This is a genomic window from Sodalis sp. RH19, from assembly GCF_047324215.1.
Classification (GTDB): domain Bacteria; phylum Pseudomonadota; class Gammaproteobacteria; order Enterobacterales; family Enterobacteriaceae; genus Acerihabitans.
In genome coordinates this window covers 707,885-734,348 of the sequence record NZ_CP178734.1, presented here as the reverse complement: position 1 = coordinate 734,348, position 26,464 = coordinate 707,885, and the positions used below count along the sequence as shown (strand labels likewise).

Genomic DNA, 26,464 nt, shown 5'->3' with positions numbered 1-26,464 from the left:
GATAATGTGCTTGACCCGGTCGTCGCCGGCAACCGCCAGGCCGCACGATAAGATATTGATCATATTTATTTAAGCCTACAACGTCTAAAATGATTCCATAATAAATGCTCAGGGAATCATTATGCACGCACGGTTTACCCCCTCACTGGACGCCCTGGCACCGGCCCTGCGGTCCGCGCTGGCGCATGAACTGGACCAGGCCGATTTCAGCGGCTGGCTAAGCGCCGCCCAGGCCGCCAGCCTGATGCGGGCCGGCGGGATGGACGAAGACGCCTTATGCTTCGCGCTGCTGCCCCTGGCCGCCGCCTGCGCCCTGGCGCCGGTCTCGCGGTTTAACGTCGGGGCGGTGGCGCGCGGCGTTAGCGGCAACCTCTATTTCGGCGCCAATATGGAATTTATCGGCGCGCCGCTGCAGCAAACGGTGCATGCCGAGCAAAGCGCCATCAATCATGCCTGGCTGCGCGGTGAAAAACGCCTGCGTGGCATCAGCGTCAACTACACGCCATGCGGCCATTGCCGGCAGTTTATGAACGAGCTGAACAGCGGCACTGACCTGATGATTTACCTGCCCGACCGTTCGCCCGCCACGCTGGGCAATTATCTGCCCGACGCGTTCGGCCCGCGCGATCTGGCCATTCATACCCTGCTGATGGACGGCGTGGATCATCAGTACGGCATGATGGCGCCCAATGGGCGCGGCGCCAGGGCGGTGAAATCGCCGGGCGCGCGCGCGGATACGCTTTACGCCGCGGCGCAAGGCGCGGACCCGGTCCAGGCGGCGTCCGGACAGCCCGCAGCCGGCAGCCCGGGGAAAAGTGCCGATGGCGTCAACGATCCCCTGGCGCAGCAGGCGTTGCAGGCCGCCAACCAGAGCCACGCGCCTTATAGTCAGGCGCATAGCGCGGTGGCGCTGCAAACGGCGGATGGGCGCATTTTTGCCGGCCGCTATGCGGAAAACGCAGCGTTTAATCCCAGCCTGCCGCCGCTGCAGTCGGCGCTGATATTACTGAATATGGCCGGCGCCGACTGCGCGACCCTGCAGCGCGCGGTACTGCTGGAGCGCGAAGGCGCGCCTTTTTCGCAGTGGGACGCGACGCGATCGACGCTGACGGCGCTGGGCTGCGGCGAGATCTCCAGGTATTGGCTGACATAAGCCCCTTTCCCGCCGATAACGTCTTCGACGGCGGCGCTGCGTTGCCGCCGGGCGGTGCCGATCGGGGCCGGCTGGAGTATCCAATTATTTATAAGTTAATCATTAAATAACAAATTACCAATGAAAACATGCATCCTTCGCCACAATCTTTTATCCTTTTGGAATCTTTTGCGAAGCGATGGGAAAAGTCATGGAATTGGAACACGAAAGCAAGCGTCCCCTCTATATCCCCCATGCGGGTCCGGTACTGCTGGAATTTCCGCTACTGAATAAAGGCAGCGCGTTTACCATTGAGGAGCGCGATAACTTTAACCTGCATGGCCTGCTGCCGGAAGCGGTGGAGAGCATTGAGGAGCAAACCGAACGCGCCTGGCGGCAGTATCAGGACTTTACCAGCGATATCGATAAGCATATCTACCTGCGCAATATTCAGGATACCAATGAAACGCTGTTCTACCGTCTGCTGGACGGTCATCTGAGCGAGATGCTGCCGATTATCTACACGCCGACCGTGGGCGAGGCCTGCGAGCATTTTTCCGATATCTACCGTCGCGCCCGGGGGTTGTTCATCTCCTACGGTAACCGCGACAAAATCGATGATATGCTGCAAAACGCCACCAAACAGAATGTAAAAGTGATTGTGGTCACCGACGGCGAACGCATCCTGGGCCTGGGCGATCAGGGTATCGGCGGCATGGGCATTCCCATCGGCAAGCTGTCGCTGTACACCGCCTGCGGCGGCATCAGCCCGGCCTATACCCTGCCGGTGGTGCTGGATGCCGGCACCAATAATCCCCAGCGTCTTAACGATCCCCTGTATATGGGCTGGCGCCATCCGCGCATTACCGGCGAGGAGTATGATCAGTTCGTCGACGCCTTTATCCAGGCGGTGAAGCGCCGCTGGCCCGATGTGCTGTTGCAGTTCGAGGATTTTGCCCAGAAAAACGCCACCCCCCTGCTTAACCGCTATCGCGACGAACTGTGCTGCTTTAACGATGATATCCAGGGCACCGCCGCGGTAACCCTGGGCTGCCTGCTGGCCGCCAGCCACGCCGCCGGCAGCCGTCTGCGCGATCAGACCGTGGTGTTCCTGGGCGCCGGCTCCGCCGGCTGCGGTATCGCCGAACAGATCGTCGCGGAGATGCGCACCGAGGGCCTGAGCGAGGACCAGGCGCGCGCGCGGGTGCTGATGGTCGACCGTTTCGGCTTGTTAACCGATAAGCTGGCCAACCTGTTGGATTTCCAGAGCCGCCTGGTGCAGCACAGCGACCAGATTGCCGATTGGCGGCTGGACAGCGACACGATTTCGCTGATGGATGTGGTGCGCAACGCCAGGCCGACGGTGCTGATCGGCGTTTCCGGCCAGCCTGGCCTGTTCAGCGAGGAAATTATCCGCGAGATGCACGCTCACTGCCCGCGTCCCATCGTCATGCCGTTGTCCAATCCCACCTCCCGGGTAGAGGCCACGCCGGAAGACGTGATTCGCTGGACCGACGGCGCGGCGCTGGTGGCCACCGGCAGTCCGTTTGCGCCGGTGCGCTATAAAGACCGGGTTTATCCTATCGCCCAGTGCAACAACGCCTATATTTTTCCGGGCATCGGCCTGGGCGTCCTGGCCTCGGGCGCGACGCGGGTGACGGAAGCCATGCTTATCGCCGCCAGCCGCGCCCTGGCCGACTGTTCGCCGCTGGTTAACGGCGCCGATGGGGCGCTGTTGCCGGATATCAACGATATCCAGGGCGTGTCGAGAGTGATCGCCATGGAAGTCGGCAAGGCGGCGCAGGTGCACGGTGTGGCGATGGTCACGCCGGAGGAGGTGCTGTCCATCGCCATCGAGCACAATTTCTGGCATCCGCAGTATCGCCACTACCGGCGCACGCCGTTCTGACGCGCCTCAACAAATTGTCACATTGGGCGTATTCAGCCGCCACGCTCCTTGCTTCGGCCGGGCAGGTAAAGTAGCCTTGGGCAATGACTTTGCGGCAGGATAGGTTAAGGCTTACGGCATGTGGAAGCGCCTGATATATTCCCTGATTATTATCGCGGGCGTTTTGCTGTTAACGGCATTCGGACTGGATCGCTGGATCAGTTGGAAAACTGCGCCTTATATCTATGAAGATCTGCAACTGCTGCCCCACCGCCAGGTGGGCGTGGTGCTGGGTACCGCCAAATACTACCGCGCCGGCATCATTAACCAGTATTATCTCTATCGCATCCAGGGCGCGCTTAACGTCTACAATAGCGGCAAGGCCAACTATCTGCTGCTAAGCGGCGACAACGCGCTGCAAAGCTATAACGAGCCGGTCACCATGCGCCGCGACCTGATTGCCCACGGCATGCCCGCCGGCGACATCGTGCTCGACTACGCCGGCTTTCGTACCCTTGATTCGATCATCCGCACGCGCAAGGTCTTCGACACCAACGATTTCACCATTATCACCCAGCGCTTTCATTGCGAAAGGGCGCTGTTTATCGCCATGCGCATGGGTATCCAGGCCCAGTGTTTCGCCGTGCCCTCGCCCAAGAATATGTTCTCGGTCCGGCTGCGGGAAATCGGCGCCCGCCTTGGCGCCCTGTCGGACTTGTACCTTATGAAACGCGAACCCCGCTTCCTGGGGCCGCAAATCCCCATTCCCGCGCCGCACGAAATTCCCGAGGGCACCCAAGGCTACCCGGCGGTATCACCGGAGCAACTGCTTGAAACCCAGCCCAAACCCGAACCGAACAACGATATCAGCGATCGTCTGCCGGATATGCGCTAACCGCACCAGACCCTACCTATTGGTGCGAAACGCACCTGACTGAGGGGTTGCCGCCCCGATAACGACCCGGTCCCTTGTCCTACCGCCGTAGGTTCCCGCCGGTAGGCCGATGGGTGGTTTAGCATTGAAAATGAACAAATAATCGCCAATATTCCTAAAATAAAGACCAATGGCACGGATACCTCATCAACCGGCTCGTAAACAGTCAACTCTCTGCTAGATTTTAAGATGAAAAATTCACAATCTAATTAACGTTCATCAGAGGAGATTATAATGATTAAAAATATAGTGGTTTCAGTGGTTTTCAGCTGCGCTTCGCTGTTTTTACTGACCGCCTGCTCATCCAATCAGGCGATAAAAACCACCGACGGCAGGACCATCGTCACCGATGGTAAACCACAGATTGATGATGATACCGGCCTCGTTTCTTACAAAAACGCCGAGACCGGCAAAACTGAGCAGATTAATCGCGATCAGGTTAAATCCATGGGCGAATTGGATAACTAATAGCGGAGCCGGGGTTTATATCGCCTGGGGAGGGTTTCGCGCTCGCCAGCGAAACTCTCACCGAGGGCCACAACAGCCCTTTTTGACAGCAAGCCCGGGCCGCCTTTGCCTTTTTATCATAAAATTCTGGTATTTCAGAACGACAATTCAACCGCTAAATGAACATTTCGGCAGGAATGTGAAAGCGCTCAGAGAGTGCTTTTATATGATGTACAGTCAATGCACGCCGTCCGTTCAGTATGTTGCTTACGTTGGATTTAGAACCTAATTCACTCTCAAGATCCGCCGCTTTGAGTCCAAGCTGATCCATAATCGTGCGCAAAACTGCAATTCCACCTGGTATCCCGTCAAGCGCTTTGTTTAATTCAGCGAACTCCGGCGCACTGCTCTCATATTCGGCGATTTTTGCCGCTAGCGGTTCAAACAACGGATTATCAAGCTCGTCGTGGTCGATCAGGTACTCAATCAACTCCAGCGCCTGGTGGTATTCCGTTTCACTTTTGTTGCCCGTCATCAGGGGGATAATTTTCACGACGTTCCCAAATGCGGAAATTATGCCTTCGGCACTGGCGGCATTGAGGTGATTTTTACCATAGAGCGTAGTCATTCTTTATGCTCCCGATAATATTTTGTCAATTTGTCATAGTCGGCATGACTGGCGATATGCTTGATGAAAACCTTTTGCAATTGAAAATCGATAAACGCGATGATCCGTAGCGTATTTCCTGATACATCAATCACCCACCACTTCTCCCGATACTTAAAATTGTCTAGAGAAGATATCGCCTTTTTCATCGACTCCGGGCTGCTGAAACTGCCTTTTTCCAATGTCATTAGCAGATCAACAAGTGCAGTAGCGCTATTGGGGAATTCCGCCCGCGCCTCGTTGAACGGCAGCCTGCTGATAACGTGCAATCGTTTTGCCTCCCAGCATGACGTTTTCAACTTGAAAACATTCTAGTCTCTTCTCTGTACGTTTTCAAGATGAAAATACGTAAGCGCGGGGCCATTGACAACCCCGCACCTACGCCTGAGGCTGTTATTTCTTCTTCGCGTATTTCAGTGAATCCAGCGCCACCGCAAAGATAATAATCGCCCCTTTAATAATGTACTGCCAATAAGGATTTACGCCGATATAGGTCAGCCCATAGTTGATAACCGTAAAGATAATTACCCCGGTCACCACCCCCGCCACCGTGCCGACCCCGCCGGCGAACGATACCCCGCCCACCACGCAGGCCGCAATGGCGTCCAGCTCGTACATAAAGCCCAGGTTATTGGTGGCGCTGCCGATACGCCCGGCTTCCAGCATACCGCCGAAGGCATAGAACACCCCGGACAGGGCATAAATCATAATCAGGTTCAGCGGCACGTTGACGCCGGAAACCTTGGCCGCTTCCGGATTGCCGCCGATGGCGAAGATATTTTTACCGAAGCGGGTCTTGGTCCAGATCACCCAGACAAACAGAATGGCAAACACCGCGTAAAACGTAATATAGGAAAGCTTAAAATCGCCGAAGCGCAGGAACCCTTGGGTAAAGGTGGAAAAATGGGAATCAAAGCCGGCGATGGGCGAGGCGCCGACAATATCGTAATACAGCGAGTTGACGCCATACACGATGATCATAGTACCCAGAGTGGTAATAAAAGGCGTCACATTAAGATAAGCAATCACCACGCCGTTAATCAGGCCGATAAAAGCGCCGATCACGCATACCGTCAGGATAACCACCGGGATCGGCAGGGTTTGCATATCCGGAAAGACTTTATTGACGTTTTCCATTGATTGCAGCAGGGTCGCCGAGACCACCGCCGCCAGCCCCACCTGGCGCCCGGCCGACAGGTCGGTGCCCTGGGTAACAATCAACCCCGCCACGCCGAGCGCGATAATAATACGCACCGATGATTGGGTCAGGATATTACTTAAGTTTATCAGGCTTAAAAAAGTCGGATCCTGAAAAATGATAATAGCCAGCAGTACCAATAACACCACATAAATGCCGCCCTCTTTTAAATAAGTGAGCATGCTTTTCTTATTCAACACATTCATAATAAGAACCCTATAAAATTAAAGATGCACGGAAGCAAGACGTAAAATTTCGTTTTGCGAAGTTTGTTTCGTTTCCACAATCCCCGCCATCAGACCGTTACTCATTACCAGTATCCGGTCGGTGATCCCCAGGAGTTCCGGCATCTCGGACGAAATAATAATAATGCCCTTACCGCGTTTCGCCAGCTCGGTAATTAATTGATAAATTTCAAATTTAGCCCCGACATCAATCCCGCGCGTCGGTTCGTCCAGCAGCAGGATTTCCGGTTGGGTCAATAACCAGCGGCCGATAATCACTTTTTGCTGGTTGCCGCCCGACAACGAACCGATATTGGTCTGATGGCCCGGCGTTTTTACCCGCATGGAATCGATAACCCATTGGATATCGCTTTTCATGCGCGAATTATCCAGCAGCCCGATTTTGTTTTTATAATTGCGGATATTGGAAATCAGCGAATTAAAGCCGACATCCAGATAGGCGTAGATACCGGTGGCCCGCCGCTCCTCGGTCACCAGGGCAAAACCGTTGTTGATCGCCTCGTTGGCGCTGTTGTTTTTGATGGTCTTGCCATGCAGGATGATGGTGCCGGTCACTTTTTCGCGAATGCCGAACAGGGTTTCGACAATATCGGTGCGCCGGGCGCCCACCAGGCCCGCGATGCCGAGAATCTCCCCTTTGCGCAAGTCGAAGGAGATATTGCGGATCGACGGCTGGCGCAGCGAGGTCAGGTTTTTCACCTCCAGGATCACCTCGCCCGGTTCGCCTTCGCGCGTGGGGAAGCGCTGGCTGAGCGAACGCCCCACCATCATGGAGATAATCTTGTCCATGGTCAGGCCTTCCACCTGTTGGGTGGCAATCCACTGGCCGTCGCGCAGGATGGTGATTTCATCGCACAGCTGGAAAATTTCCTCCAGCTTATGGGAAATATAAACAATGCCGCACCCGCGCGCCTTGAGCTTGCGGATAATACTGAACAGATGATTGACCTCGCGTTCGGTCAACGACGAGGTCGGTTCATCCATGATGACGATTTTGGCATTATAGGAAAACGCCTTGGCAATCTCGATCATCTGCATTTGCGACACTGACAGGGTGGCCACTTTATCATAGGGATCGATATTAATGTCCAACTCGTCAAATATGGCCTTGGTGTCGGCGTACATCTTTTTGTGATCGACAAACAGGCCTTTGCGCGGATAACGCCCAAGCCACATATTGTCCATGACGGTACGCTGTAATACCAGGTTCAGTTCCTGATGCACCATGGAAACGCCATGTTCCAGCGCCTCTTTGGAACTTTTGAAATCGATTTCCTTTCCCTGGAAAATAATACTACCGGAATCTTTTTTATAAATGCCGAACAGGCACTTCAATAACGTGGATTTACCCGCGCCGTTTTCGCCCATCAAGGCATGGACGGAGTGGGAGTGCACCTTGAGGTTCACATTATCCAATGCTTTGACGCCAGGAAATGATTTACTGATGTTGTTCATTTCCAGCAGCCATTCGCCTGGCTGTTCGGTCGTAATATCGGCCATAGTTATACCCGGCTAGGATAAGACAGAAAAATCCCCCCTCGGGCGTCAGGCCCAATGGGGGGAGTGGGGATTATTTCTTAATAAACTGCGTTAAATTATCTTTATCGACGCCGACATAGGGGATGCGGACGACTTTATTATCCAGTTTCCAGTTGGTGCCTTCCGCCGCCGGTTTGCCGTCGGCCAGATTTTTCGCCAGGTCGAAGGTGGCCTTGGCCTGGTTGTCGGCATCGTTCAGCACGGTGCCGGCCATAGCGCCGGATTTAACCATCGCCAGCGCTTCAGGCAGGGCATCGACGCCGAATACCGGAATGGCCGATTTATTGTGGGCTTTCAGCGCTTCCACCGCGCCCATGGCCATGGCGTCGTTATTGGCGATCACCACTTCAATCTTGTTGGCGTTCGGACCCGACATCCAGGCATCGGTTTTATCCTTGGCCTGGGCGGTATCCCACATGGCGGTATCCAGCTGCAGCTGCTGTACCTTGATCTTTTCCTGGTCGGTCAGGGTCTTGACCACATAGGCGGTGCGCGCTTCGGCATCGGGATGTCCCGGCTCGCCTTTAAGCAGTACATATTGGATCACGCCGTCTTTATTCAAATCCCATTCCGGATGCGCCTTCCAGTGCTTGGCGATAAGCTCGCCCTGGATAATGCCCGACTGCTTGGATTCGGTACCGACGTAATAGGCCTTGTCATAGCTGTCCAGGTCTTTACGGCTGGGTTCTTTGTTGTAAAACACCACGGGAATATTGGCGCCGCGCGCTTTTTCGATAATCACCGGCGCGGCGGCGGGGTCGACCAGGTTAATCGCCAGGGCCTTGACGCCCTTGGCAATCAATACGTCCACCTGGTCGTTTTGTTTTGACTGGTCATTTTGCGAGTCATTCATCAGCAGTTGCACGCCTTTGGCTTCTTTGGCGTCTTTTTCTATTGCCTTGCGCACCACCGACATGAAGTTATCGTCATATTTATAAATAGTTACCCCAATGCGGGTATCGGCGGCATGAGCGGCGACGGACAGCAACAGGCCGGTTGCCAGAGCGGTAAGGGTTAATGCCTTCTTATTCATTAGTTTCTCCGGAAATAGGTAGGTTTACTCAAAGGCAGACAAATTCCTTCCGTGGTTTTACCGACATCCCTGTACGAAAAGCCCTCGCGATGTTGACCTGATAGCATCGTGAGGGAATAACACCATTAGCATAGAGGGATCAATGTTAAGAAACTGTGAATATTCTCACAGTTTGGAAGCGGTTACATCTCATCTTCTGATGACGACGCGATCGCCGCCACGTTTTTCCAGGGCGCCACGGAATGGCGGCGCACCAGCGTCGGCATAAACAGGTGCGTTTGCTTCTCGTCGATGCGCCCCGCCGTGCCCAGCAGCGCCAGCTCGGTGGCGGCGACCGCCATGGCGAAGATGGGATAGCGCACCGTGGTAAGATTGGGGCTGGTATAGCGGGAGATGGGAATATCGTCGAACCCCACCACCGAAAATTGCGTCGGCACCGCGATACCGTTTTCTTTCAGCGTCGCCAGGGCCCCCACCGCCATGCCGTCGTTATAGACAAACACCGCCGTCAGCTGCTGGTTGCGCCCCAGCAGCTCCACCATCGCCTCCTCGCCGCCCTGCAGGTCCGGCGAGCTGAACGCCTGCCAGCTTTGCGGCGGCGCGATCCCCTCCTCCGCCATGGCCTGCAGGTAGCCCTGGCGCCGCTGCCGCTCATCCTCGATGGGATGGTTGGAACCGATATAGCCAATCTGCCGGTGCCCCTGCTTGAGCAGGGTACGGGTGGCCATCAGGGCGCCGCTGACGTTGTCCAGCCCCACGCAGCGGTGCTCGAAGCCCGGCAGGATGCGGTTAATCAACACCATGCCCGGCTCGCGCACCATAAAAGGGATCATCTCTTCGTCGGACAGGATCTTGGCGTGGACCACCAGCGCGCTGCAGCGCTGGCGGATCAGCACTTCAATGGCATGGCGCTCTTTATCCGCCTGGTGGTAGCTGTTGTTGATCAGGACGTTTTTTTTATGCCGCTGCGCCACGGTGTCCACCGCTTTCACCAGCGCGCCGAAAAACGGATCGGATACGTCCATAACCACCACGCCGATGGTGTCGCTGATTTGCGTGGCCAGCGCCTGCGCATTGGCGTTAGGCCGGTAACCCAGTTCCTTGACCGCTTTCATCACCTTGTCGCGCGCTTCCTTGCTGGCGATAGCGCTATCGTTTAATACCCGTGACACCGTTGCCACCGATACCCCGGCCAACCGCGCCACATCACGAATAGTGATCATCTCATCCCCTGTTAATGGTGCTTTTCGCCCAGGTATTCTCGACCAAACCGGCGGACATTGATGGTTTATGCCCTCCTGACGCTCCTGATTGTCATAACACTTATGAAACATAAAGCGCTATCCTAACCGGTTTAATCGCAACACAGCGTGAATCAGGTCACAGGACCGGAACCGTTTACATACATTATTGGCATTTTATCTGCCAGGCGCTTTCGCACGCATTGGCCGGAGGGGAAGGATCGGTGAGGGGATACTTGGTGGATGTTGTAACTATTTAGGGGCTTTTTTTTGTTATTTCACCCTATCCTATCACGAAATACTTAATCATCGCGGCGGCGGCGGTGTTTTTTCGCCCGGGAGTAAAATGACAGCGACCAGGCGCTGACCACCGAAACCAGCACAAAGGAGGCATTGATAAGCAGCACTATGTAGCAGGCGGCGGCCGGGCTGGATGCGTCGATACGGCTGAAAACCGTCGCCGCGGCGGCAAGCGTGCCCGCCAGGCTGAGGATGATATACAAAAACGCCTTATTCCACGCCAGGTGCGCGTAACCACTGGCCAGCAACGCCAGGATAAACAGGTTATACAGCCAGGGGGCGGACGCGTCGGATAGCATGGCGGTCTCCTAGGCCGGTTCGGTTAGGAACAGGCGGGCGATGGTGCCGGAGTGGTCGTCGCGGTTGACCAGCTCGAAGCGGCCGTTGTGCAGCTGCGCAATGCGGGTGACAATACTTAATCCCAGGCCGATGCCGTTATAGCGCTGATCCATGCGCACGAATTCCTTCGTCAGTTCCACCGCTTTCGCCGGGTCGACGCCCGGCCCTTCGTCAATCACCTGAAGCTGGATGCCGTCAGCGCCGTCATGCGTGAGCCGCACGACGATAATACTGTCCGCCGGGCTGTAGCGGTGGGCGTTTTCCACCAGGTTGCGCAGCAGCAGCCGCATCAGGATGGCATTGCCCTGGAAAATGATTTCCGTTTCCGGCAGCAGCCAGCGTATCCGCTGTCCGCGCTGTTCCACCATCTCGTCCAGTTCGCTTTGCTGTGGGATGATAACGTCGTCCCTGAACCTGACCGTTTGGTAATGGCCGGAGGAAAAATCGTGGCGAATGCGCGCCAGCAGCAGCAGCTGTTCCACGGTATAGGACATATTGTCCACCCGCTCGATAAGCGGCTGGCAGTCGATACCGTACTGCTTTTCCTGTACCTCCAGGTGCAGCCGGATGCCGGAAAGCGGCGTGCGTAATTCATGGGCCACGTCGGAGGTAAACTGCCGGTCCTGCTGCAAGGTGGTATTCAGCCGGAACAACAGCTGGTTAAGGCTGCGGGTGACGGCGATCACCTCGCGGATATTGCCGAGCTCCGGCAGCGGCTCAAAGTTTTCCGCGCCGCGCGATCCCAGCGCGTCCTGCAGGCGCGAGAGCGGCTGGGTTATCCAGTTCACCGCCTGGAAGCAGAAGAACAGCGTGAACATAATCATCATCAGCGACGGCACGCTGAGCGCGGCGATGGCCTCGCGTATTTCCTGGTTAACGTGCTCGTTACGCACGCTCTCCGCCAGGGTACGGTTGACCAGCAGGTCGATTTGTTCTTTGCTTTCGTGCCATAACCAGATAACGGTAATCAGTTGGCAACACAGCAGGATAATGCCCAGCACCACGATAAGCCGCCAGCGCATGCTGGTCATCGGACCGTCGGCGGCTTTCATGACGGCTCCCCTGCCGCGGTTTTGGTCAGCAGGTAACCGAATCCGCGCAGGGTGCGGATACGATCCTTGCCGATTTTCGCCCGCAGATTATGAATATGGACCTCGAGCGAGTTGGACGAGGGGTCGTCATCCCAGTTATACAGATCCTGATGGAGGATTTCGCGGTGGATGCGATGCCCCGCCCGCAGCATCAGCCGGGAAAGAATGGCGAATTCCTTCGGCGTCAGTTCGATAATCTTGCCGTCCAGGGTCACTTCGTGGCTGTTCAGGTCGAGTGAAATATTATCCACCCACAGCTGATTGTTACTTTTGCCCTGATGGCGGCGGATAATGGCGCGCACCCGGGCCAGCAGCTCGCTGAGGGCAAAAGGCTTGACCAGGTAATCGTCCGCCCCCAGGTTTAGACCGTGCACCCGTTCATCGATGCCATCGCGCGCGGTCAGGATCAGCACCGGCACGTCGTTTCCCGCCTTGCGCCACAGATTCAGCAGCGACATGCCGTCACCGTCCGGCAGGCCCAGGTCGAGTATTGCCAGGCTGTAGGCGGTGCTGTCCATCAGATGTTCCGCGTCGCGCAGATTACCCGCGCAGTCGCTGGCGTAGCCTTCCTGCTGCAGGGCCATTCGCAGGCCGTCCTGCAATAACTTATCGTCTTCGATGATCAGAATTTTCATTGCTGCGCATCCCGGCAAGGTTGTAAAACATCAAGATCCGGCTGATAGAGTTGCGTTTTGACATCGGTCAGTCCAAGCAACGTAGAGAAGAGATTATCGTGTGAGTAGGCCTGTCGTTTTGCCCGGTCTCGCAGGCAGTCTTCCCGGACGGCATGCGCCTGGATATAGTCGGGCGACAGCCAAATCAGCATCGGGATATGGGTTTGCTGGGCCGGCGCCACGGCGTAAGGCATGCCGTGCAGATAGATACCGTTCTCGCCCAGGGATTCGCCGTGATCTGACAGATAGACCAGGGCGGTATTGAACCTATCGCCATGAGCTTGCAGCAATTTTATGGTCTTATCAAGCATGTCGTCTATATAGACAATAGTATTGTCATAAGTGTTAACCAGCGCCTGGTTCGAACAGGTTTGAATCTCGTTGGTGTCGCAGGTGGGGGCAAAGGCGGCGGCGGTTTTCGGGTAGCGCTGGTAATAAGTCGGGCCGTGGCTGCCCATGGTATGCAGCACGATAACCGTATCCTTGGTGCGCGCGTTGATGTAGCCGTCCAGGTTGCGCAGCAGGGCTTCGTCCAGGCAGACGCCTTCGGCGCAGAGTTCGGGTAGATGCCAGGTGCTGAGCTGTTCGGTGGGCACCCGCAGGCAGACATCCTTGCAGCCGCCGTCGTTTTCCCGCCACAGCACATCCACCTGCGCCCGCTGGATGATATCCAGCGCGTTGCTTTGGCTGTCGGCTTTTTCGCCGTCATACTGCCTGCGCGTCATACCGGAAAACATGCAGGGTACCGATACCGCCGTGGCGGTGCCGCAGGACGAGGTGTCCGGAAAATAGATGACGTTGTCCGCCGCCAGCTTGGGGTTGGTCAGTTGGCCGTAGCCGCCCAGCGAAAAATCCTGCGCGCGGGAGGTCTCGCCCACCACCACGATGATCAGGTTCTTTTTATGATTGTCATGAATCGCGGGGACAATATGCGCGTCCTGGCCGCGCTCGGTGAAGGGCATTTTCTTGACGTAATCATGCTTGTAATAGGAATAGCCGCCGAGCGCCATATCGCTGGGGACCAGGTTTTTCACCAGCTGCTGGTTATTGCGCATCAGCGAAGCGTAGTCTTTATAAAAGAAAGAGGCCACCAGCGCGATAACACAGAGCGATACCAGGACATTCAGGAAATGCAGACCGATATTCGACCAGGAAAACGCCACCGGCCTGACCTTGATCCACAACACCAGCAGCGAGGGCAAAATACCGAAGACGATCAGATACAGCGCCAGGCGCGGCGTCAGCAGGGCGACGCTTTCCACAAGCGTGGTGTCAAGGGTGTTCTGGACCATGCCCCGATCGATAATAATGCCGTACGCCTGCATAAAATACTGCGCCAGGGCGTCGCTGAAAAACAATAGGATGACGATGGGCTTGCGGATATAAGGCAGCAGGATCACGCTGAATAATAAATTGAGCGCGAACAACAGGGTAACGGGCATGCTGATAAAAAACAGTAAGTTGTAGCCTACTGATATATCGACGAGCTGCAGGACTTTTCTAAAATAAACGATATTCTGGAAAAAAGTAATGACCAGCGCCACGATAATATTAAAAAACCACGGGCTGACCGTGGGGCGCGGCGCCGCTTTCGCAATATTAAACCACATATTCAGGTTAGCTCAGGGAAATATTAGCGCCAGTTAACCATGAAAAAATTAACCTAACCTTAAGCGGGCACATGCTTTGATGAATGATTAAAGTAATGGCGCACTCTCCCGGCAATCCCGCCTCCGCCAGGGTTAATGGATAACGATGCCCCGCCGCGGGGAAGGACCTTAGTCCGCCGCGCGCGCCGGGGCGCCGGCGGTCAGCCGGGTGAGGCGGCGCCATGTCCATTCCATCGGCCCCTGGGGGAAAAACCGCAGCCACAGGGTGGAAAACAGGATATTGGCCAGCCAGACGGGGGGCACCAGCAGCAACAGGCCGGTGCGGCCGAAGGACATAAACAGGCCGAACTGGTTAAACACCAGGGTGCACAGCAGTGTTTGCAGCAGGTAGTTGCTCAACGCCATGCGTCCGACGTTACTCACCCAGCGCACGACGCGCAGGCCGCCGATGGCCGGCCAGAAGCCGTAGCACAGCGCCACGTAGCCGAGCGCCTGGAACGGGGCGCCCAGCTCGCGGGGAATTTGCAGCAGGAACGCGCACCAGTGATAAGCCCAGCCCGATTGCCACTGCGCCACCACCGACGGCAGGTTTATCGCCAGCCCCAGGGGAATAAGCCAGGACGCCATGGCGCGGTAGTGGGCGGGACTTCTGTTGCCCGCCAGCCAGCCGCTGCGCATCAGCCCGGCGCCAATCAGCATGGCGCCGGCCAGCAGCCAGCCGTACTGGGCCGCCAGCGACATCAGGCTCGATTGCAATAACGCCAGGCGCACGCTCCAGGCTTCGGGACCGCCGGTGGTTTGCCAGTAGTATTCGTAAATGCGATCGGCCACGCCGGGCAGCCAGAACCGCCCCGGCGCGGCGCCGGCCAGCATCGCCTGCATCAGCACCAGGATGCCGAGGCCGATGGCGTACAGGGCGATGCCGGCGCCGATCAGGCGCCCGGACGATATATCGTGGCGAATGGCGCCCAGGCACAGCAGCCCCACCAGGCCGTAATCCAGCAGGATATCGCCGTCCCAGAAAAAGATGGCGTGGATCAGGCCAAAGGCCATCAGCCAAAACAGCCGCGAGCGTATCCAGCGGCCGCCGCGCGGCAGCAGCATTTGCAGGCCGGCGCCGAACAGCAGGGCGAACAGGGTCAGGAACTTGACCTGCGCCACCATGTCCATCACGGCCCAGGTCCAGGCATCGGCCAGGGAAGGCGCGCCCATAAACGCCGGATTGAGATAGGCCGCCTTCGGCAGGCCGAAGGCGGTAATATTCATCAGCAGGATGCCGAGAATCGCCATCCCCCGCGCGCAGTCCAGCATGGCGATGCGCTCGCGCATGGGCAACCTCTTTTATCAGGCGGCGCGCACCGCGCCGTAACGCATATCAGCGCCGCATCAGCCGTTGTGGTGGCGTACGGCCCGTAAAAATTCCTGGCGCGTATTCTGGCTGGATTTAAACAATCCGCCCAGGGACGTGGTGGTGGTGGCGCTGGTGGCGTCGCGGATACCGCGCGCTTTCACGCAGTAATGCACCGCGTCGATGGACACCGCCACGTTCAGGGTGCCGAGCAGGGTTTGCAGCGCCACCAGGATTTGCTGGGTCAGACGCTCCTGCACCTGCGGGCGCTGGGCGAAAAACTGCACGATGCGGTTGATTTTGGATAAGCCAATCACGCTGTCCTTCGGGATATAGGCCACGGTGGCCTTGCCGTCGATAATCACGAAGTGGTGTTCGCAGGTGCTGGTCAGGGTGATATCCCGTACCGTGACCATTTCATCCACCTTCATCTTGTTTTGAATCAGGGTGATTTTGGGGAAATTGGCGTAATCCAGGCCGGAAAAAATTTCATCAACGTACATCTTGGCAATCCGGTGCGGCGTTTCCGCCAGGCTGTCGTCGGATAAATCCAGGTTAAGCAGGTTCATTATGGCGGTCATGTGCTCGGCAATCTGCCGTTTGCGGGTTTCCCCGTCCAGCACTTCCCCGCGCAGGGGCGTTTCGAGGCCGCGCGTCATTAAGGCTTCATGCACCAATGCGGCTTCTGTTGTCAGCGATAGCATACTTTTTCTTCTCCGGCAGGCCTGGCTGCTCTTGATCTCATCACGTCAAGATGCGCCCCCACTCTAGTAGAGAGCGCCGCGTTTATCCAGTGAATGTGTTGCATGCGCCATGAAATTTTTACTGGTTTTACCGCATCGCCGCCCGTGACTACCGGTTCAAGGCTGACGCCATGCCAGCGCGCCCGCGAGCGCCAGGGCGGCCACCGCCGTCATCAGCGCCGGCTCCAGCCGGCCGGTCAGGCTGCTGGCCAGCGCGGAGAGCATGGGGCCGATAAGCTGTCCGACCGCGTAGCCGCAGGTGAGCAGGCCGGTCATGTAGCGCATATGATCCGGCGCCTGGCGGCGGGAGCAGACCAGCGTCAGTTGCACCACGCTCAAAAAACCGCCGCCGGTGAGCACCGCGCCCGCCATCAGGCCGGCGACGCCGGGCATGGCGATCATCAGGCCGACGCCGAGCGTTTGCGCCCAGAGGGTCAGCGCCAGCCGTTGGCCGGCGCGCAGGCGATGACGCGTCAGAATGCCTACCCCGATGCCCGCCATGCTGGCGGCGCCGAACACCGGCCAGATCCAGTGGCCGGTCTCGCTGCCGGGAAACCGCGCGGCCGCCATCTGCGCCAGGAAGGTGGCCGGCAGAATATAACCGAAACCCGCCAGGGAGTAGCTCCAGACCAGGCTTTTCAGCCGTGGCGTCAGCGCCGGCCTGGCGGCGTCCGGGCCCTGGCGCGTCAGCGCGCCGCCTCTGGGCAGATGCGCGCTGATAAGCGCCACCAGCAGCAGCGCCGTAACGCCATAGACCAGCCAGGCGCCCGCGGCGTGGATATCCAGGCGATGCATGACCAGCGCCAGCAGGCCGCTGACCATGATGCCGGCGCCGGGACCGGCGAACACCGCGGCACTGAGCGCCGGGCGACGTAGTTGTACCAGCCGGTCGCCGGTCCAGGCCGCCACCAGCACCATTGCCCATCCGCTGGCCGCGCCCGCCAGCAAACGCAGCAGGCAGTGCGCCAGCAGGCTGTGGGTAACGGCGCAGAGCAGCGTGATGGCCACCGTCCCCCACAGCCCAAGCCACAGCCGTATTTCCAGCCCCCTGCCCGCGCGCATGGCGTCATAGGCGCCCACCAGGTAGCCCAGATAATTACAGGCCGCCACCACCCCCGCCCCGGTAAGGGTTAACTGCCCCGCGCTTATCATCAGCGGTACCTGCGGCGTAAAGGCGAAACGGCCGATACCCATCGCCACCAACAGTGCCAGAAAGCCGCTCAGGGCCACTTTTATCGCCATACCTTCTCCACAAGAAATATTCATCTTGCCAATAGCATGCACGATCACTAAACTCACGAAAAATGAATAATCAAGACCAACTTACTGACAAATAGAGAACACATGGATCTGACCCAGCTGAAAATGTTCTGCGCCGCCGCCGATACCGGTTCGCTGGCGCGCGCCGCCGAGCAGTTGCATCGCGTGCCGTCCAACCTGACCACCCGGCTGCGGCAGTTGGAGCGGGAATTGGGAACCGATCTGTTTATCCGCGAAAAACAGCGCCTGCGGCTCTCGCCCATGGGGCATAATTTCCTGGGCTACGCCACGCGGATCCTGGCGCTGAGCGAAGAGGCCATCAGCATGACCCACGCTGGGGAACCGACGGGCAATTTTGCCCTCGGCTCCATGGAAAGCACTGCGGCCATCCGCCTGCCCGCGCTGCTGGCCACCTATCATCAGCGTTTTCCCCGGGTGTCGTTGTCGCTGGCGACCGGATCCTCGGGGGAGCTGGTGGACGGCGTGCGCGCCGGCACCCTGGCCGCCGCCCTGGTGGACGGTCCGGTGAACTATGCTGAAATAGAAGGTTGCTACAGCTTCGCCGAGACGCTGGTATTGATTGCCGCGCTCGATCAGCCGCCGATCGACAGCCCGGCAGAGATTGCCGGCAAGACGTTGTTCGCCTTTCGCCCCAGCTGTTCTTACCGCCGGCGCTTTGAAGCGTGGTTTGCACAGCAGGGCGTGGCGCCCGGTCCGATCCTGGAAATTCAGTCGTATCATACCATGCTGGCCTGCGTCGCCAGCGGCGCCGGCGTGGCCATGCTGCCGCTGACGGTGCTGCGTCAATTACCGGATCGGCGGCGGGTGTCGGTGCATGAATTGCCGGCGCCCACCGCCGATGTGGCGACGTGGCTTATCTGGCGCGCCGATGCGTTCAGCCCCAACGTGGCGGCGCTGAAAAAACTGATTATTGAGCAATACCCGCCCGCGCCCGGGAACGGGTGTGCGGTTAACGATGTGGTCCTGGAGAATATGTGATGGATGCGATGCCTGAGTGTATTGATGAGCACCGGCTGTTCGGCGGCCGGCAATGCCGTTTTCGCCATCGTGCGGCGAGTACCGGCGGCCTGATGACCTATAGCCTGTTCGTGCCGCCCGCCGATCGGCACGCGGCACCGCCGCATATGGTGTTCTGGCTGTCGGGACTGACGTGCAGCGATGAGAATTTTTCGCAGAAAAGCGGCGCCCAGCGGGTGGCCGCCGAGCTGAACCTGTTGCTGGTGATGCCGGATACCAGCCCCCGAGGCGCGGATGTGCCGGATGACGAGGCTTATGATCTGGGCCAGGGCGCGGGGTTTTACGTTAACGCCACGCGGCAACCCTGGGCCGGGCAATTCCGGATGTTTGATTATGTGGCCGAAGAGTTGCCGGCGCTGGTGCGACGGCAGTTTGCGGTAAGCGGCCGGCAGGCGATCATGGGGCATTCCATGGGCGGCCACGGCGCGCTGATGCTGGCGTTGCGTTTCCCGGGACGGTTTAGTTCGGTGTCGGCGTTTGCGCCTATTGTCAATCCGGCGGAGGTGCCCTGGGGGCGTAAGGCGTTTAGCCACTACCTGGGGGATAACACGCAGGCGTGGCGGGAATACGATAGCTGTGTCCTGCTGGCGGGGGATGCGGCCAGGCCATTGCCGATACTGATAGATCAGGGCGATGCCGATCAGTTTCTGGCGACGCAGCTGCAGCCCGAGAAGTTTGCGGATCTGGCGCGGCGGCGGGACTGGCCGTTAACGTTGCGCATCCAGCCGGGTTATGATCACAGCTATTTTTTCATCGCCAGTTTTATCGAGGATCATCTGCGCTTTCACGCGCTGCATCTTAACCGTTAACGCCCGTCCACTGTGAATCCGCCGACAGCGAGCCTGGCGAAACGGGGGCGTCCGGTGCCCCGAAACGCCGTGGCTGCTTCGGCCTCATAGGCACGCTTTCCCTTTTACCCGCCATGCTTACGCTGCCGCACCGGCGGCGACAGCCTCGACGTCGCGCAGCGCCTGCAGCACAATAGCCTCGTTTAAAGCGATCGGCACCAGATGGATGGATTCTCCCGGCTGGAGCGTGCGGGCAATGAGCTGGCCGACGGCGTCGCGGTCGTTGATATCCACGCGCATGGCCGCCAGCGACGTCGGCAGGCCGAAGCGGCTCCAGGCGGCGCTGAGCGCGCGCAGGACGTCATGTTGTCCCAGCAGGGCGCACTGGACCAGGATGCCGTAGGCGACTTTGGTGCCATGCAAAAAGGACGCGGTGGCGGGCAGCGCCGTTAAGCCGTTATGGACCGCGTGCGCGGCCGCCACCCGCGTGTAGCGTTCGCCCAGGCCGCCCACCATGCCGCCGGCGGCGATAATGGCGTCCACCACATCAAGAAAATCCTGGCTTAGCTCGCCCCGGTCCAGCGCCGTCAGAGCCGCGGCGCTTTGGTTGAGCAGCACATCGCGCGCCGCCAGCGCGGTCTGGAGCCCCAGGCGTACGGTAAGCGGCAGTTTTTCCGGTTCGGCACTGAGCACCACCGCCTCATACCATTTCGCCAGCGTATCGCCGATGCCCGCCAGCAGGTAATCTTTCGGCGCCGCCAGGATAATGCGCGGCTCCACCAGTACCAGGTGGTTGGCATCGGCGAAGATTTCAAAGCGCAGGGCTTGCCCGGCGTCGTCGTACCAGACCGAGAGCGGCGTCCAGGCGGCGCAGGTGGCGGCGATGGTGGGGATAGCCACCAGCGGGATGCCCAGGCGACGGGCCACCACCTTGGCGGTATCCAGCACCGCCCCGCCGCCGACGCCTATCACCACACGGCGGTCGCCGCCGGCCCGGCGCGCCAGATCCGCAACGTCGCGCTCGCTGCAATGGCCGGCAAAACCGATGCGCACCGCGCCGGGGGCGTCAAAGGACGCCGGCAGGTAGGCGCGCGCCGCCGCCAGCGCCCGTTCGCCGTAAATCCAGACCGCGTTCGCCAGCACGTCCGCAGGATAGAAATGGACCAGCTGTTCGATGGCGCCGGGGTAGGAATAGTAATTATCGGGAGATACCTGTACACGGATTGCGTATGACATGCCTTGGCCTGTATAAAACCGCGCGCCGTGCGAACTGACCTAGCCGACCCGGCCCGCGCTGGAATGGGAAGAATATCTTATTGGGTATCCGGGCAATGGGTAAGCATTTTTTCGGCATATAAAAAGCCAATCGCGCTATAAACCCAGGCCGGCGCGCCGCCCGGGATCACCCGAGGGGACGACGCGCGCGACAGGCCGGGCGGACGGTGGGCGCATCATTCGCCGTCCCGCGGCTCAGCTCTCCGAGCGCAGGGGCGCGGGCGCTGCTGCGGCGTCCTGGCGTTCAGCGGCATCGGGCCGGGCGGGGAAAATCATCTCCCGATAAGGCACCAGGCGCGAGCCGTGGCTCCATTTGTAACCCAGCCAGATAACCAGGAACAGCGGGATGCCGATATAGGTGGCGGTGACGCTGTACCAGTCGATGCGATCCTGTAAAAACGCCTGGTAGTTTTGCCCGAGCGTGATAAGCAGGCACAGCACAAAGGCGAAAATCGGCCCCAGGGGAAAAAAGCCCGAGATATACGGCAGGTCGCTGAGCCGGCGGCCCTGGATAATATACCCTTTACGAAAGCGGTAATGGCTGATGGCGATGCCCAGCCAGGCGATAAAGCCGGTCATGCCGGAGGTATTAAGCAGCCACAGGTAGACCGTCTGGTTGCCGTACATCGAGGTCAGAAAGCACAGGCCGGCCATGATGGTGGTCAGGTAGAGCGCGTTGCGCGGCACCCCGCCCCGGGATAACTTGGCGAAGATTTTCGGCGCCTTGCCTTCGCAGGCCAGCATATACAGCATGCGGGTGGAGGCATACATGCCGGAGTTGCCGGCCGAAAGCACGGCGGTCAGGATCACCGCGTTCATTACGGCGGCGGCGGAGAGCAAACCGGCGTTGCGGAACACCAGCGTAAACGGACTGACGGTAATATCCTTGACGTCGTTGCGCAGCAGGTTCGGGTCGGTATAGGGGATGATCAGGCTGATGATCAGGATGGCCAGCACGTAGAACAGCAGGATACGCCAGAACACCTGGCGCACCGCGCGCGGAATATTCTTGCCCGGATCGGCGGACTCGCCGGCGGCGACGCCGATAAGCTCGGTGCCCTGGAAAGAGAAACCGACAATCATCGCCACCCCGATCATCGCCGGGAACCCGCCGGCGAAAGGCGCGTCCCCCACCTGCCAGTTATGCCAGCCCGCACCCTCGCCGCCGCGCAGGATACCGGCAATCATCAGTACGCCCACGGCGATAAATATCACCACCGTGACCACTTTGATCAGTGAAAACCAGTATTCCGCCTCGCCGAAGCCCTTGACCGAAATGGCGTTAAGCAAAAACATAATGGCAAGGAATATGGCGCTCCAGATCCAGCCGGGCACCGTGGGGAACCAGTAGTTCATTACCAACTGCGAGGCCACCAGATCGACGGCGATGGTCACCGCCCAGTTGTACCAGTAGTTCCAGCCCAGCGCAAAACCGAACCCTTCCTCGACGTAGCGCGCGCCGTAGGTGGCGAACGAGCCGGACACCGGCATGTAGGCCGCCAGTTCGCCCAGGCTGGTCATCAGGAAATAAACCATCAGGCCTATCAGGATATAGAAGAGCAGCGCGCCGCCGGGACCCGCCTGGGAGATGGTCGCCCCGGAGGCGACAAACAGCCCGGTGCCGATGGAGCCGCCGATGGCGATCATGGTCAGGTGGCGTGCCTTAAGTTCACGCCGCAGGCCCGGCGCGGCCTGGGGTTCGATGCGGTTTTGCAACATGGTTGTTCAGTCTGTCCGTACAAAAATCGAGGGCGGATTGTAACAAATCAGGCGGCGGGGGATAGCGCAACGCGCCGGTTATAAGAGACCTTCATGATCGGCAGGAAATTATAAGCAATACGGCGGAAGATTGCCGCTTTTTGCCGCGGCCGCCGGTCCGGGACGGTGGCGCGACATCGCCGGACGCTCAGCGCGGGAGCATGTCGAACTGGCGGCAGTAGTCCTGGAAACGAGCCAGCGCCTGGGAAAGGTGTTTTTGCCGGTGATGCACCAGGTAAAGCGTGCGCATCAGCGGCGGCAGCGGCAGATCCAGCGTAACCAGGGTGCCGAGCGCCAGCGCCTCCGCCACCACCCGCCGCGACAGGCAACTGATGCCCAGGCCGTGGCGCACCGCGTGCTTGATGGCTTCCGAATTGCCGAGTTCCATGACCGGCAGAAAGCTTGGCAGCCGGGCCAGCAGCAGGTAATCGACGATTTCCCGGGTGCCCGATCCCTGCTCGCGCAGGATCCAGGGCGCGCCGGCCAGCTCCGCCAGCGCCAGCCGGCGTCCCGCCAGCGGATTATCCGGCGCGGCAAACGCCACCAGCTCATCCTGCAGCCAGGGCTGGGTAACCAGATCCGGATTGTGGCTCGGGCCTTCAATCAAGCCCAGGTCGACGCGAAAATCAATGACGGCATTTACCACGTCCTGGCTGTTGCCCACCTGCAGCTCCAGCGAGGTGTCGGGATAATCGCGGCGATAGCCGGCAATCAATTCCGGCAGGATATAGTTGCCGATGGTGCTGCTGGCGAACAGGCGCAGCGCGCCGTTGCCGCCATGGAACAATTGCTCGATTTCCATCACCCGCTCCAGCAGCGCCATCGCCTTGGGATACAGCAGTCGTCCGTGCTCGTTAATCGCCAGCCGTTTGCCCACCCGATCGAACAGCTGCAGGTTCAGCTGGCTTTCCAGCTCGGTCAGCGCCGCGCTGACGGCGGACTGGGACAACGCCAGCGCCAGGGCGGCCTGAATGGTGGAGCCGCTTTTAACCACTTCGGTAAAGACTTCAAGCTGGCGCAGGGTGATATGCATCAGATACGGGTTCCTTGACGTGACGCTTAACCACTAATAACGATAGGTTATAAACATATAATCAATTTCTCTTTTATGCCAGCGCCCATTACCCTGTTTTTATCCGGGAATAGAGGAGCGAAACGATGTTATCCCTGCGCCATGAAAAGTTATTACCCCCGATCCGCCTGGCCGGGCGCCGCCTGTCCGGGCTGTTGCTGGCGGCGGCCATTACCCTGGCGGCCATACGCGCCGGCGACCTGCCCGCCGTTGCCGGCCTGGGGCTTGGCGCACTGACGCTGGCGATACTGGCGGGCATGGTGCTGGGCAATATCATCACGCCGGCCTGGCTTCATCAGTGTGACCCCGGCGTGCAGTTCGCCCGGCAGCGGCTGCTGCGCCTGGGCATTATCCTGTATGGTTTTCGCCTGACTTTCCAGCAAATCGGCGCTGTCGGCGCCACCGGGGTGGTGATTGATGTGCTGATGCTGTCCTCGACCTTTTTGCTGGCCTGCCGGCTGGGATGCCGGGGGCTGGGGCTGGACCGGCAGACCGCCATGCTTATCGGCGCCGGCAGCAGCATCTGCGGCGCGGCGGCGGTGCTGGCCACCGCGCCGGTGCTGAAAGCGGATGCGGATAAAACCGCCGTGGCGGTGGCGACGGTGGTGCTGTTCGGCACCGCCGCCCTCTTTCTCTATCCGGCGCTGTTTGCGCTGAATGCGCATTATCACTGGCTGAGCGTCAGCGCCACCGCCTTCGGTATTTATACCGGTTCCACCCTGCACGAGGTGGCGCAGGTGGTGGCGGCGGGCCATGCCGTCGGTCCGGAGGCGGAAAACGCGGCGGTGATCAGCAAAATGATCCGGGTGATGCTGCTGGCCCCGTTCCTGCTGCTGCTGTCGGCCTGGCTGCGGCGGCGCACGCCAGGGGCCCATGGCCCGGCCGGCGCCCCCCTCGCGTTTCCCTGGTTTGCCCTGGGATTTATCGCGGTGGCCGGCGTGAACTCATTGCAGCTGTTGCCGCCACGGCTTATCGCGGCCATCACCACCCTGGATACCTGGCTGCTGGCCATGGCAATGGCCGCCCTGGGGCTGACCACGCATATCGGGGCGCTTAAACGCGCCGGACTGCGGCCGCTGCTGCTGGCGCTGGCGTTGTTTCTCTGGCTGATGGCGGGCGGCGCCCTGGTGAACGCCGCCGTACAGCGCCTGCTGGGCTAAAAGGGATGTTTTTTTCCCTTTCGGGCGTTTTAGCGGCATTATCAGTGCGATAATAACGTCAAAAAGGAGAAGACATGAAGTATATAGGTGCCCATGTAAGCGCGGCGGGCGGCGCGGACCAGGCGGTTATCCGCGCCCACGAACTGGACGCGACGGCGTTTGCGTTATTTACCAAAAACCAGCGGCAATGGAAAGCGGCGGAACTGAGCGACGAGGATTGCGAAAAATTCCGCGCCGCCTGCGCGGAATATGATTTTTCTCCCGATCAGATCCTGCCCCACGACAGTTACCTGATTAACCTGGGACACCCGGTGGCGGACGCGCTGGAAAAATCCCGCGACGCCTTTATCGACGAACTGACCCGCTGCCAGCAGTTGGGGCTGACGCGGCTGAATTTCCATCCCGGCAGCCATTTACAGCAAATTGACGAGGAAACCTGCCTGGCGCGCATCGCCGAGTCGATTAACATCGCGCTGGAACGCACCCAGGGCGTGACGGCGGTGATCGAGAACACCGCCGGCCAGGGCAGTAACCTGGGCTTTCGCTTTGAACACCTGGCGGCGATTATCGACGGGGTAGAGGATAAAAGCCGCGTGGGCGTGTGCATCGATACCTGCCACGCCTTTGCCGCCGGCTACGATTTACGTACCGAGGATGCCTGCAGCCATACCTTTAGCCAGTTTGAGCATATCGTCGGCTTTTCCTACCTGCGCGGCATGCATCTGAACGACGCCAAAAGCGCGTTCAACAGCCGGGTGGATCGCCATCACAGCCTGGGGGAAGGTAATATCGGCAAAACCGCGTTCGAGTGGATCATGGCCGATAAGCGCTTTAACGCTATCCCGATGATCCTGGAGACCGTTGAGCCGGCGATCTGGGCGCAGGAAATCGCCTGGCTGAAATCCCTGGACCCGGATCGGCGCGAAGTCTAACGGTCCCGGCCGGCGATCGGCAATGCGCGGCGCCGGACCGCACAAGCCCGGGCGCCGGCACCGGCGAAGTTGCGTTAGCGCCGGTTGCGCACCACCTGGTAGCGCCGCGTCAGGTATTCCACCGGCGCGCTCCAGATATGCACCAGCCGACAGAACGGAAACAGCACGAACAGCGTCATGCCGAGGATCATATGCAGCCGGTAGATAACCGCCACGCCCTCAAGGTGCGCCGACGCGCCGGGGTGGAAAGTGACCACCGCCTGCGCCCAGCCCACCAGCTTCATCATCTCCGCACCGTCCATATGCCTGCCGGATACCGGAATAGTGAGCAGCCCGAGGATCACCTGGACCACCAGCAGGGTCAGGATCAGGATATCCCCGACGCTCGAGGTGGCGCGGATGCGCGGATTAAGCAACCGGCGTTTTAATAGCAGGCCCCCGCCCACCAGGGTCAGGATGCCGCAAACGCCCCCCGCCCCCATCGCCATTTTCTGCTTTAGCGCTACGGACAAAAACGGCTCATAGACCCAGTGCGGCGTCAGCAGGCCGAACAGATGACCGAAAAAAATACCCAGGATGCCGATATGGAACAGATTGGACGCCAGGCGCATCCCTTTTTTATCCAGCATCTGGCTGGAGCCGGCGCGCCAGCTGTACTGGCCATAATCGTAGCGCAGCCAGCTGCCGGCCAGGAAGATGGTGCCGGCTACATAGGGATAGATATCAAAAAAGAACAGATTGAGAAACGACAT

General features: G+C 59.1%; 25 protein-coding genes. 8 read left to right on the top strand and 17 right to left on the bottom strand.

Translation table 11 applies throughout. The features are described from left to right. The first annotated feature begins 121 nt into the window (after positions 1 to 121). The 4 genes from cdd (at position 122) to ACL2XF_RS03350 (ending at position 4,422) form a co-directional block, all read left to right on the top strand. Entirely contained in the window at positions 122 to 1,153 is a 1,032-nt protein-coding gene (gene cdd / locus ACL2XF_RS03365; protein ID WP_413727994.1) for a cytidine deaminase, read from the top strand. A 190-nt stretch (positions 1,154 to 1,343) separates the two neighbouring features. Continuing rightward, positions 1,344 to 3,041 (top strand): NAD-dependent malic enzyme, encoded by a 1,698-nt coding sequence (locus ACL2XF_RS03360; protein WP_410014332.1) that lies wholly within the window; start codon positions 1,344 to 1,346, stop codon positions 3,039 to 3,041. Positions 3,042 to 3,159: 118 nt separating this feature from the next. Continuing rightward, complete coding sequence (gene sanA, locus ACL2XF_RS03355; RefSeq protein ID WP_413727993.1) at positions 3,160 to 3,915, top strand: outer membrane permeability protein SanA; 756 nt, start codon at positions 3,160 to 3,162, stop codon at positions 3,913 to 3,915. Between the two features lie 273 nt (positions 3,916 to 4,188). Then, entirely contained in the window at positions 4,189 to 4,422 is a 234-nt protein-coding gene (locus ACL2XF_RS03350) for a YgdI/YgdR family lipoprotein (RefSeq protein WP_410014330.1), read from the top strand. Between the two features lie 154 nt (positions 4,423 to 4,576). Here ACL2XF_RS03350 and ACL2XF_RS03345 read toward each other — a convergent pair whose 3' ends face one another. The 13 genes from ACL2XF_RS03345 to ACL2XF_RS03285 form a co-directional block, all read right to left on the bottom strand. Further along, positions 4,577 to 5,029 (bottom strand): type II toxin-antitoxin system HigA family antitoxin, encoded by a 453-nt coding sequence (locus ACL2XF_RS03345; protein ID WP_410014329.1) that lies wholly within the window; start codon positions 5,027 to 5,029, stop codon positions 4,577 to 4,579. Then, on the bottom strand, positions 5,026 to 5,337 hold the full coding sequence (locus ACL2XF_RS03340) for a type II toxin-antitoxin system HigB family toxin (RefSeq protein WP_410014328.1): 312 nt from the start codon (positions 5,335 to 5,337) through the stop codon (positions 5,026 to 5,028). The genes ACL2XF_RS03345 and ACL2XF_RS03340 overlap by 4 nt, the downstream gene beginning before the upstream one ends. 124 nt (positions 5,338 to 5,461) lie before the next feature. Then, positions 5,462 to 6,472 carry a galactose/methyl galactoside ABC transporter permease MglC gene (gene mglC / locus ACL2XF_RS03335; RefSeq protein WP_410014327.1) on the bottom strand — a complete coding sequence of 337 codons (1,011 nt, stop codon included), beginning with the start codon at positions 6,470 to 6,472 and terminating at the stop codon, positions 5,462 to 5,464. 18 nt (positions 6,473 to 6,490) lie between these two features. After that, entirely contained in the window at positions 6,491 to 8,011 is a 1,521-nt protein-coding gene (mglA, locus tag ACL2XF_RS03330; RefSeq protein ID WP_410014326.1) for a galactose/methyl galactoside ABC transporter ATP-binding protein MglA, read from the bottom strand. Positions 8,012 to 8,081: 70 nt separating this feature from the next. After that, complete coding sequence (gene mglB, locus ACL2XF_RS03325) at positions 8,082 to 9,083, bottom strand: galactose/glucose ABC transporter substrate-binding protein MglB (protein ID WP_410014325.1); 1,002 nt, start codon at positions 9,081 to 9,083, stop codon at positions 8,082 to 8,084. A 182-nt stretch (positions 9,084 to 9,265) separates the two neighbouring features. Next, a complete protein-coding gene (gene galS, locus ACL2XF_RS03320) occupies positions 9,266 to 10,306 on the bottom strand; it encodes an HTH-type transcriptional regulator GalS (RefSeq protein ID WP_410014324.1) in 1,041 nt (346 codons plus the stop codon). A 320-nt stretch (positions 10,307 to 10,626) separates the two neighbouring features. Continuing rightward, the gene (locus ACL2XF_RS03315; protein ID WP_410014323.1) at positions 10,627 to 10,923 is read right to left on the bottom strand and encodes a hypothetical protein; all 297 of its coding nucleotides are present in this window, start codon (positions 10,921 to 10,923) and stop codon (positions 10,627 to 10,629) included. A gap of 9 nt (positions 10,924 to 10,932) precedes the next feature. Next, a complete protein-coding gene (gene pmrB / locus ACL2XF_RS03310; RefSeq protein ID WP_410014322.1) occupies positions 10,933 to 12,015 on the bottom strand; it encodes a two-component system sensor histidine kinase PmrB in 1,083 nt (360 codons plus the stop codon). Beyond that, a complete protein-coding gene (gene pmrA, locus ACL2XF_RS03305) occupies positions 12,012 to 12,689 on the bottom strand; it encodes a two-component system response regulator PmrA (protein ID WP_410014321.1) in 678 nt (225 codons plus the stop codon). Before pmrA ends, pmrB begins: the two co-directional genes overlap by 4 nt. Further along, entirely contained in the window at positions 12,686 to 14,338 is a 1,653-nt protein-coding gene (gene eptA / locus ACL2XF_RS03300; RefSeq protein WP_413727992.1) for a phosphoethanolamine transferase EptA, read from the bottom strand. The genes pmrA and eptA overlap by 4 nt, the downstream gene beginning before the upstream one ends. Before the next feature lie 168 nt (positions 14,339 to 14,506). Continuing rightward, positions 14,507 to 15,667: a DUF418 domain-containing protein YeiB gene (gene yeiB, locus ACL2XF_RS03295; protein WP_410014319.1), complete on the bottom strand. Its 1,161-nt coding sequence runs from the start codon at positions 15,665 to 15,667 to the stop codon at positions 14,507 to 14,509. A 57-nt stretch (positions 15,668 to 15,724) separates the two neighbouring features. Next, the gene (gene folE / locus ACL2XF_RS03290; RefSeq protein ID WP_162368522.1) at positions 15,725 to 16,390 is read right to left on the bottom strand and encodes a GTP cyclohydrolase I FolE; all 666 of its coding nucleotides are present in this window, start codon (positions 16,388 to 16,390) and stop codon (positions 15,725 to 15,727) included. Positions 16,391 to 16,546: 156 nt separating this feature from the next. Further along, a complete protein-coding gene (locus ACL2XF_RS03285; RefSeq protein WP_413727991.1) occupies positions 16,547 to 17,671 on the bottom strand; it encodes a YbfB/YjiJ family MFS transporter in 1,125 nt (374 codons plus the stop codon). 102 nt (positions 17,672 to 17,773) lie between these two features. Here ACL2XF_RS03285 and ptrR point away from each other — a divergent pair, with 102 nt between their 5' ends. Both ptrR and fghA read left to right on the top strand, forming a co-directional pair. Then, entirely contained in the window at positions 17,774 to 18,688 is a 915-nt protein-coding gene (ptrR, locus tag ACL2XF_RS03280; protein ID WP_410014317.1) for a putrescine utilization regulator PtrR, read from the top strand. Continuing rightward, positions 18,688 to 19,536: an S-formylglutathione hydrolase gene (gene fghA, locus ACL2XF_RS03275; protein WP_413727990.1), complete on the top strand. Its 849-nt coding sequence runs from the start codon at positions 18,688 to 18,690 to the stop codon at positions 19,534 to 19,536. Before ptrR ends, fghA begins: the two co-directional genes overlap by 1 nt. 117 nt (positions 19,537 to 19,653) lie before the next feature. On the opposite strand, the gene ACL2XF_RS03270 is transcribed toward fghA, so the two are convergent. The 3 genes from ACL2XF_RS03270 to yieE form a co-directional block, all read right to left on the bottom strand. Beyond that, positions 19,654 to 20,751, bottom strand: a complete 1,098-nt coding sequence (locus ACL2XF_RS03270; RefSeq protein ID WP_413727989.1) for an oxidoreductase — start codon at positions 20,749 to 20,751, stop codon at positions 19,654 to 19,656. 234 nt (positions 20,752 to 20,985) lie between these two features. Next, positions 20,986 to 22,509, bottom strand: a complete 1,524-nt coding sequence (locus ACL2XF_RS03265; RefSeq protein ID WP_413727988.1) for an amino acid permease — start codon at positions 22,507 to 22,509, stop codon at positions 20,986 to 20,988. 187 nt (positions 22,510 to 22,696) lie between these two features. Beyond that, entirely contained in the window at positions 22,697 to 23,581 is an 885-nt protein-coding gene (yieE, locus tag ACL2XF_RS03260) for a DNA-binding transcriptional regulator YeiE (RefSeq protein WP_410014313.1), read from the bottom strand. Between the two features lie 125 nt (positions 23,582 to 23,706). On the opposite strand from yieE, the gene ACL2XF_RS03255 reads away from it, so the two are divergent. After that, positions 23,707 to 24,780 (top strand): YeiH family protein, encoded by a 1,074-nt coding sequence (locus ACL2XF_RS03255; protein ID WP_413727987.1) that lies wholly within the window; start codon positions 23,707 to 23,709, stop codon positions 24,778 to 24,780. Positions 24,781 to 24,854: 74 nt separating this feature from the next. Next, positions 24,855 to 25,712 carry a deoxyribonuclease IV gene (gene nfo, locus ACL2XF_RS03250; RefSeq protein ID WP_413727986.1) on the top strand — a complete coding sequence of 286 codons (858 nt, stop codon included), beginning with the start codon at positions 24,855 to 24,857 and terminating at the stop codon, positions 25,710 to 25,712. A gap of 74 nt (positions 25,713 to 25,786) precedes the next feature. Here the strand turns inward: nfo and narI are convergent, their stop codons facing one another. Next, entirely contained in the window at positions 25,787 to 26,464 is a 678-nt protein-coding gene (narI, locus tag ACL2XF_RS03245) for a respiratory nitrate reductase subunit gamma (RefSeq protein ID WP_410014310.1), read from the bottom strand.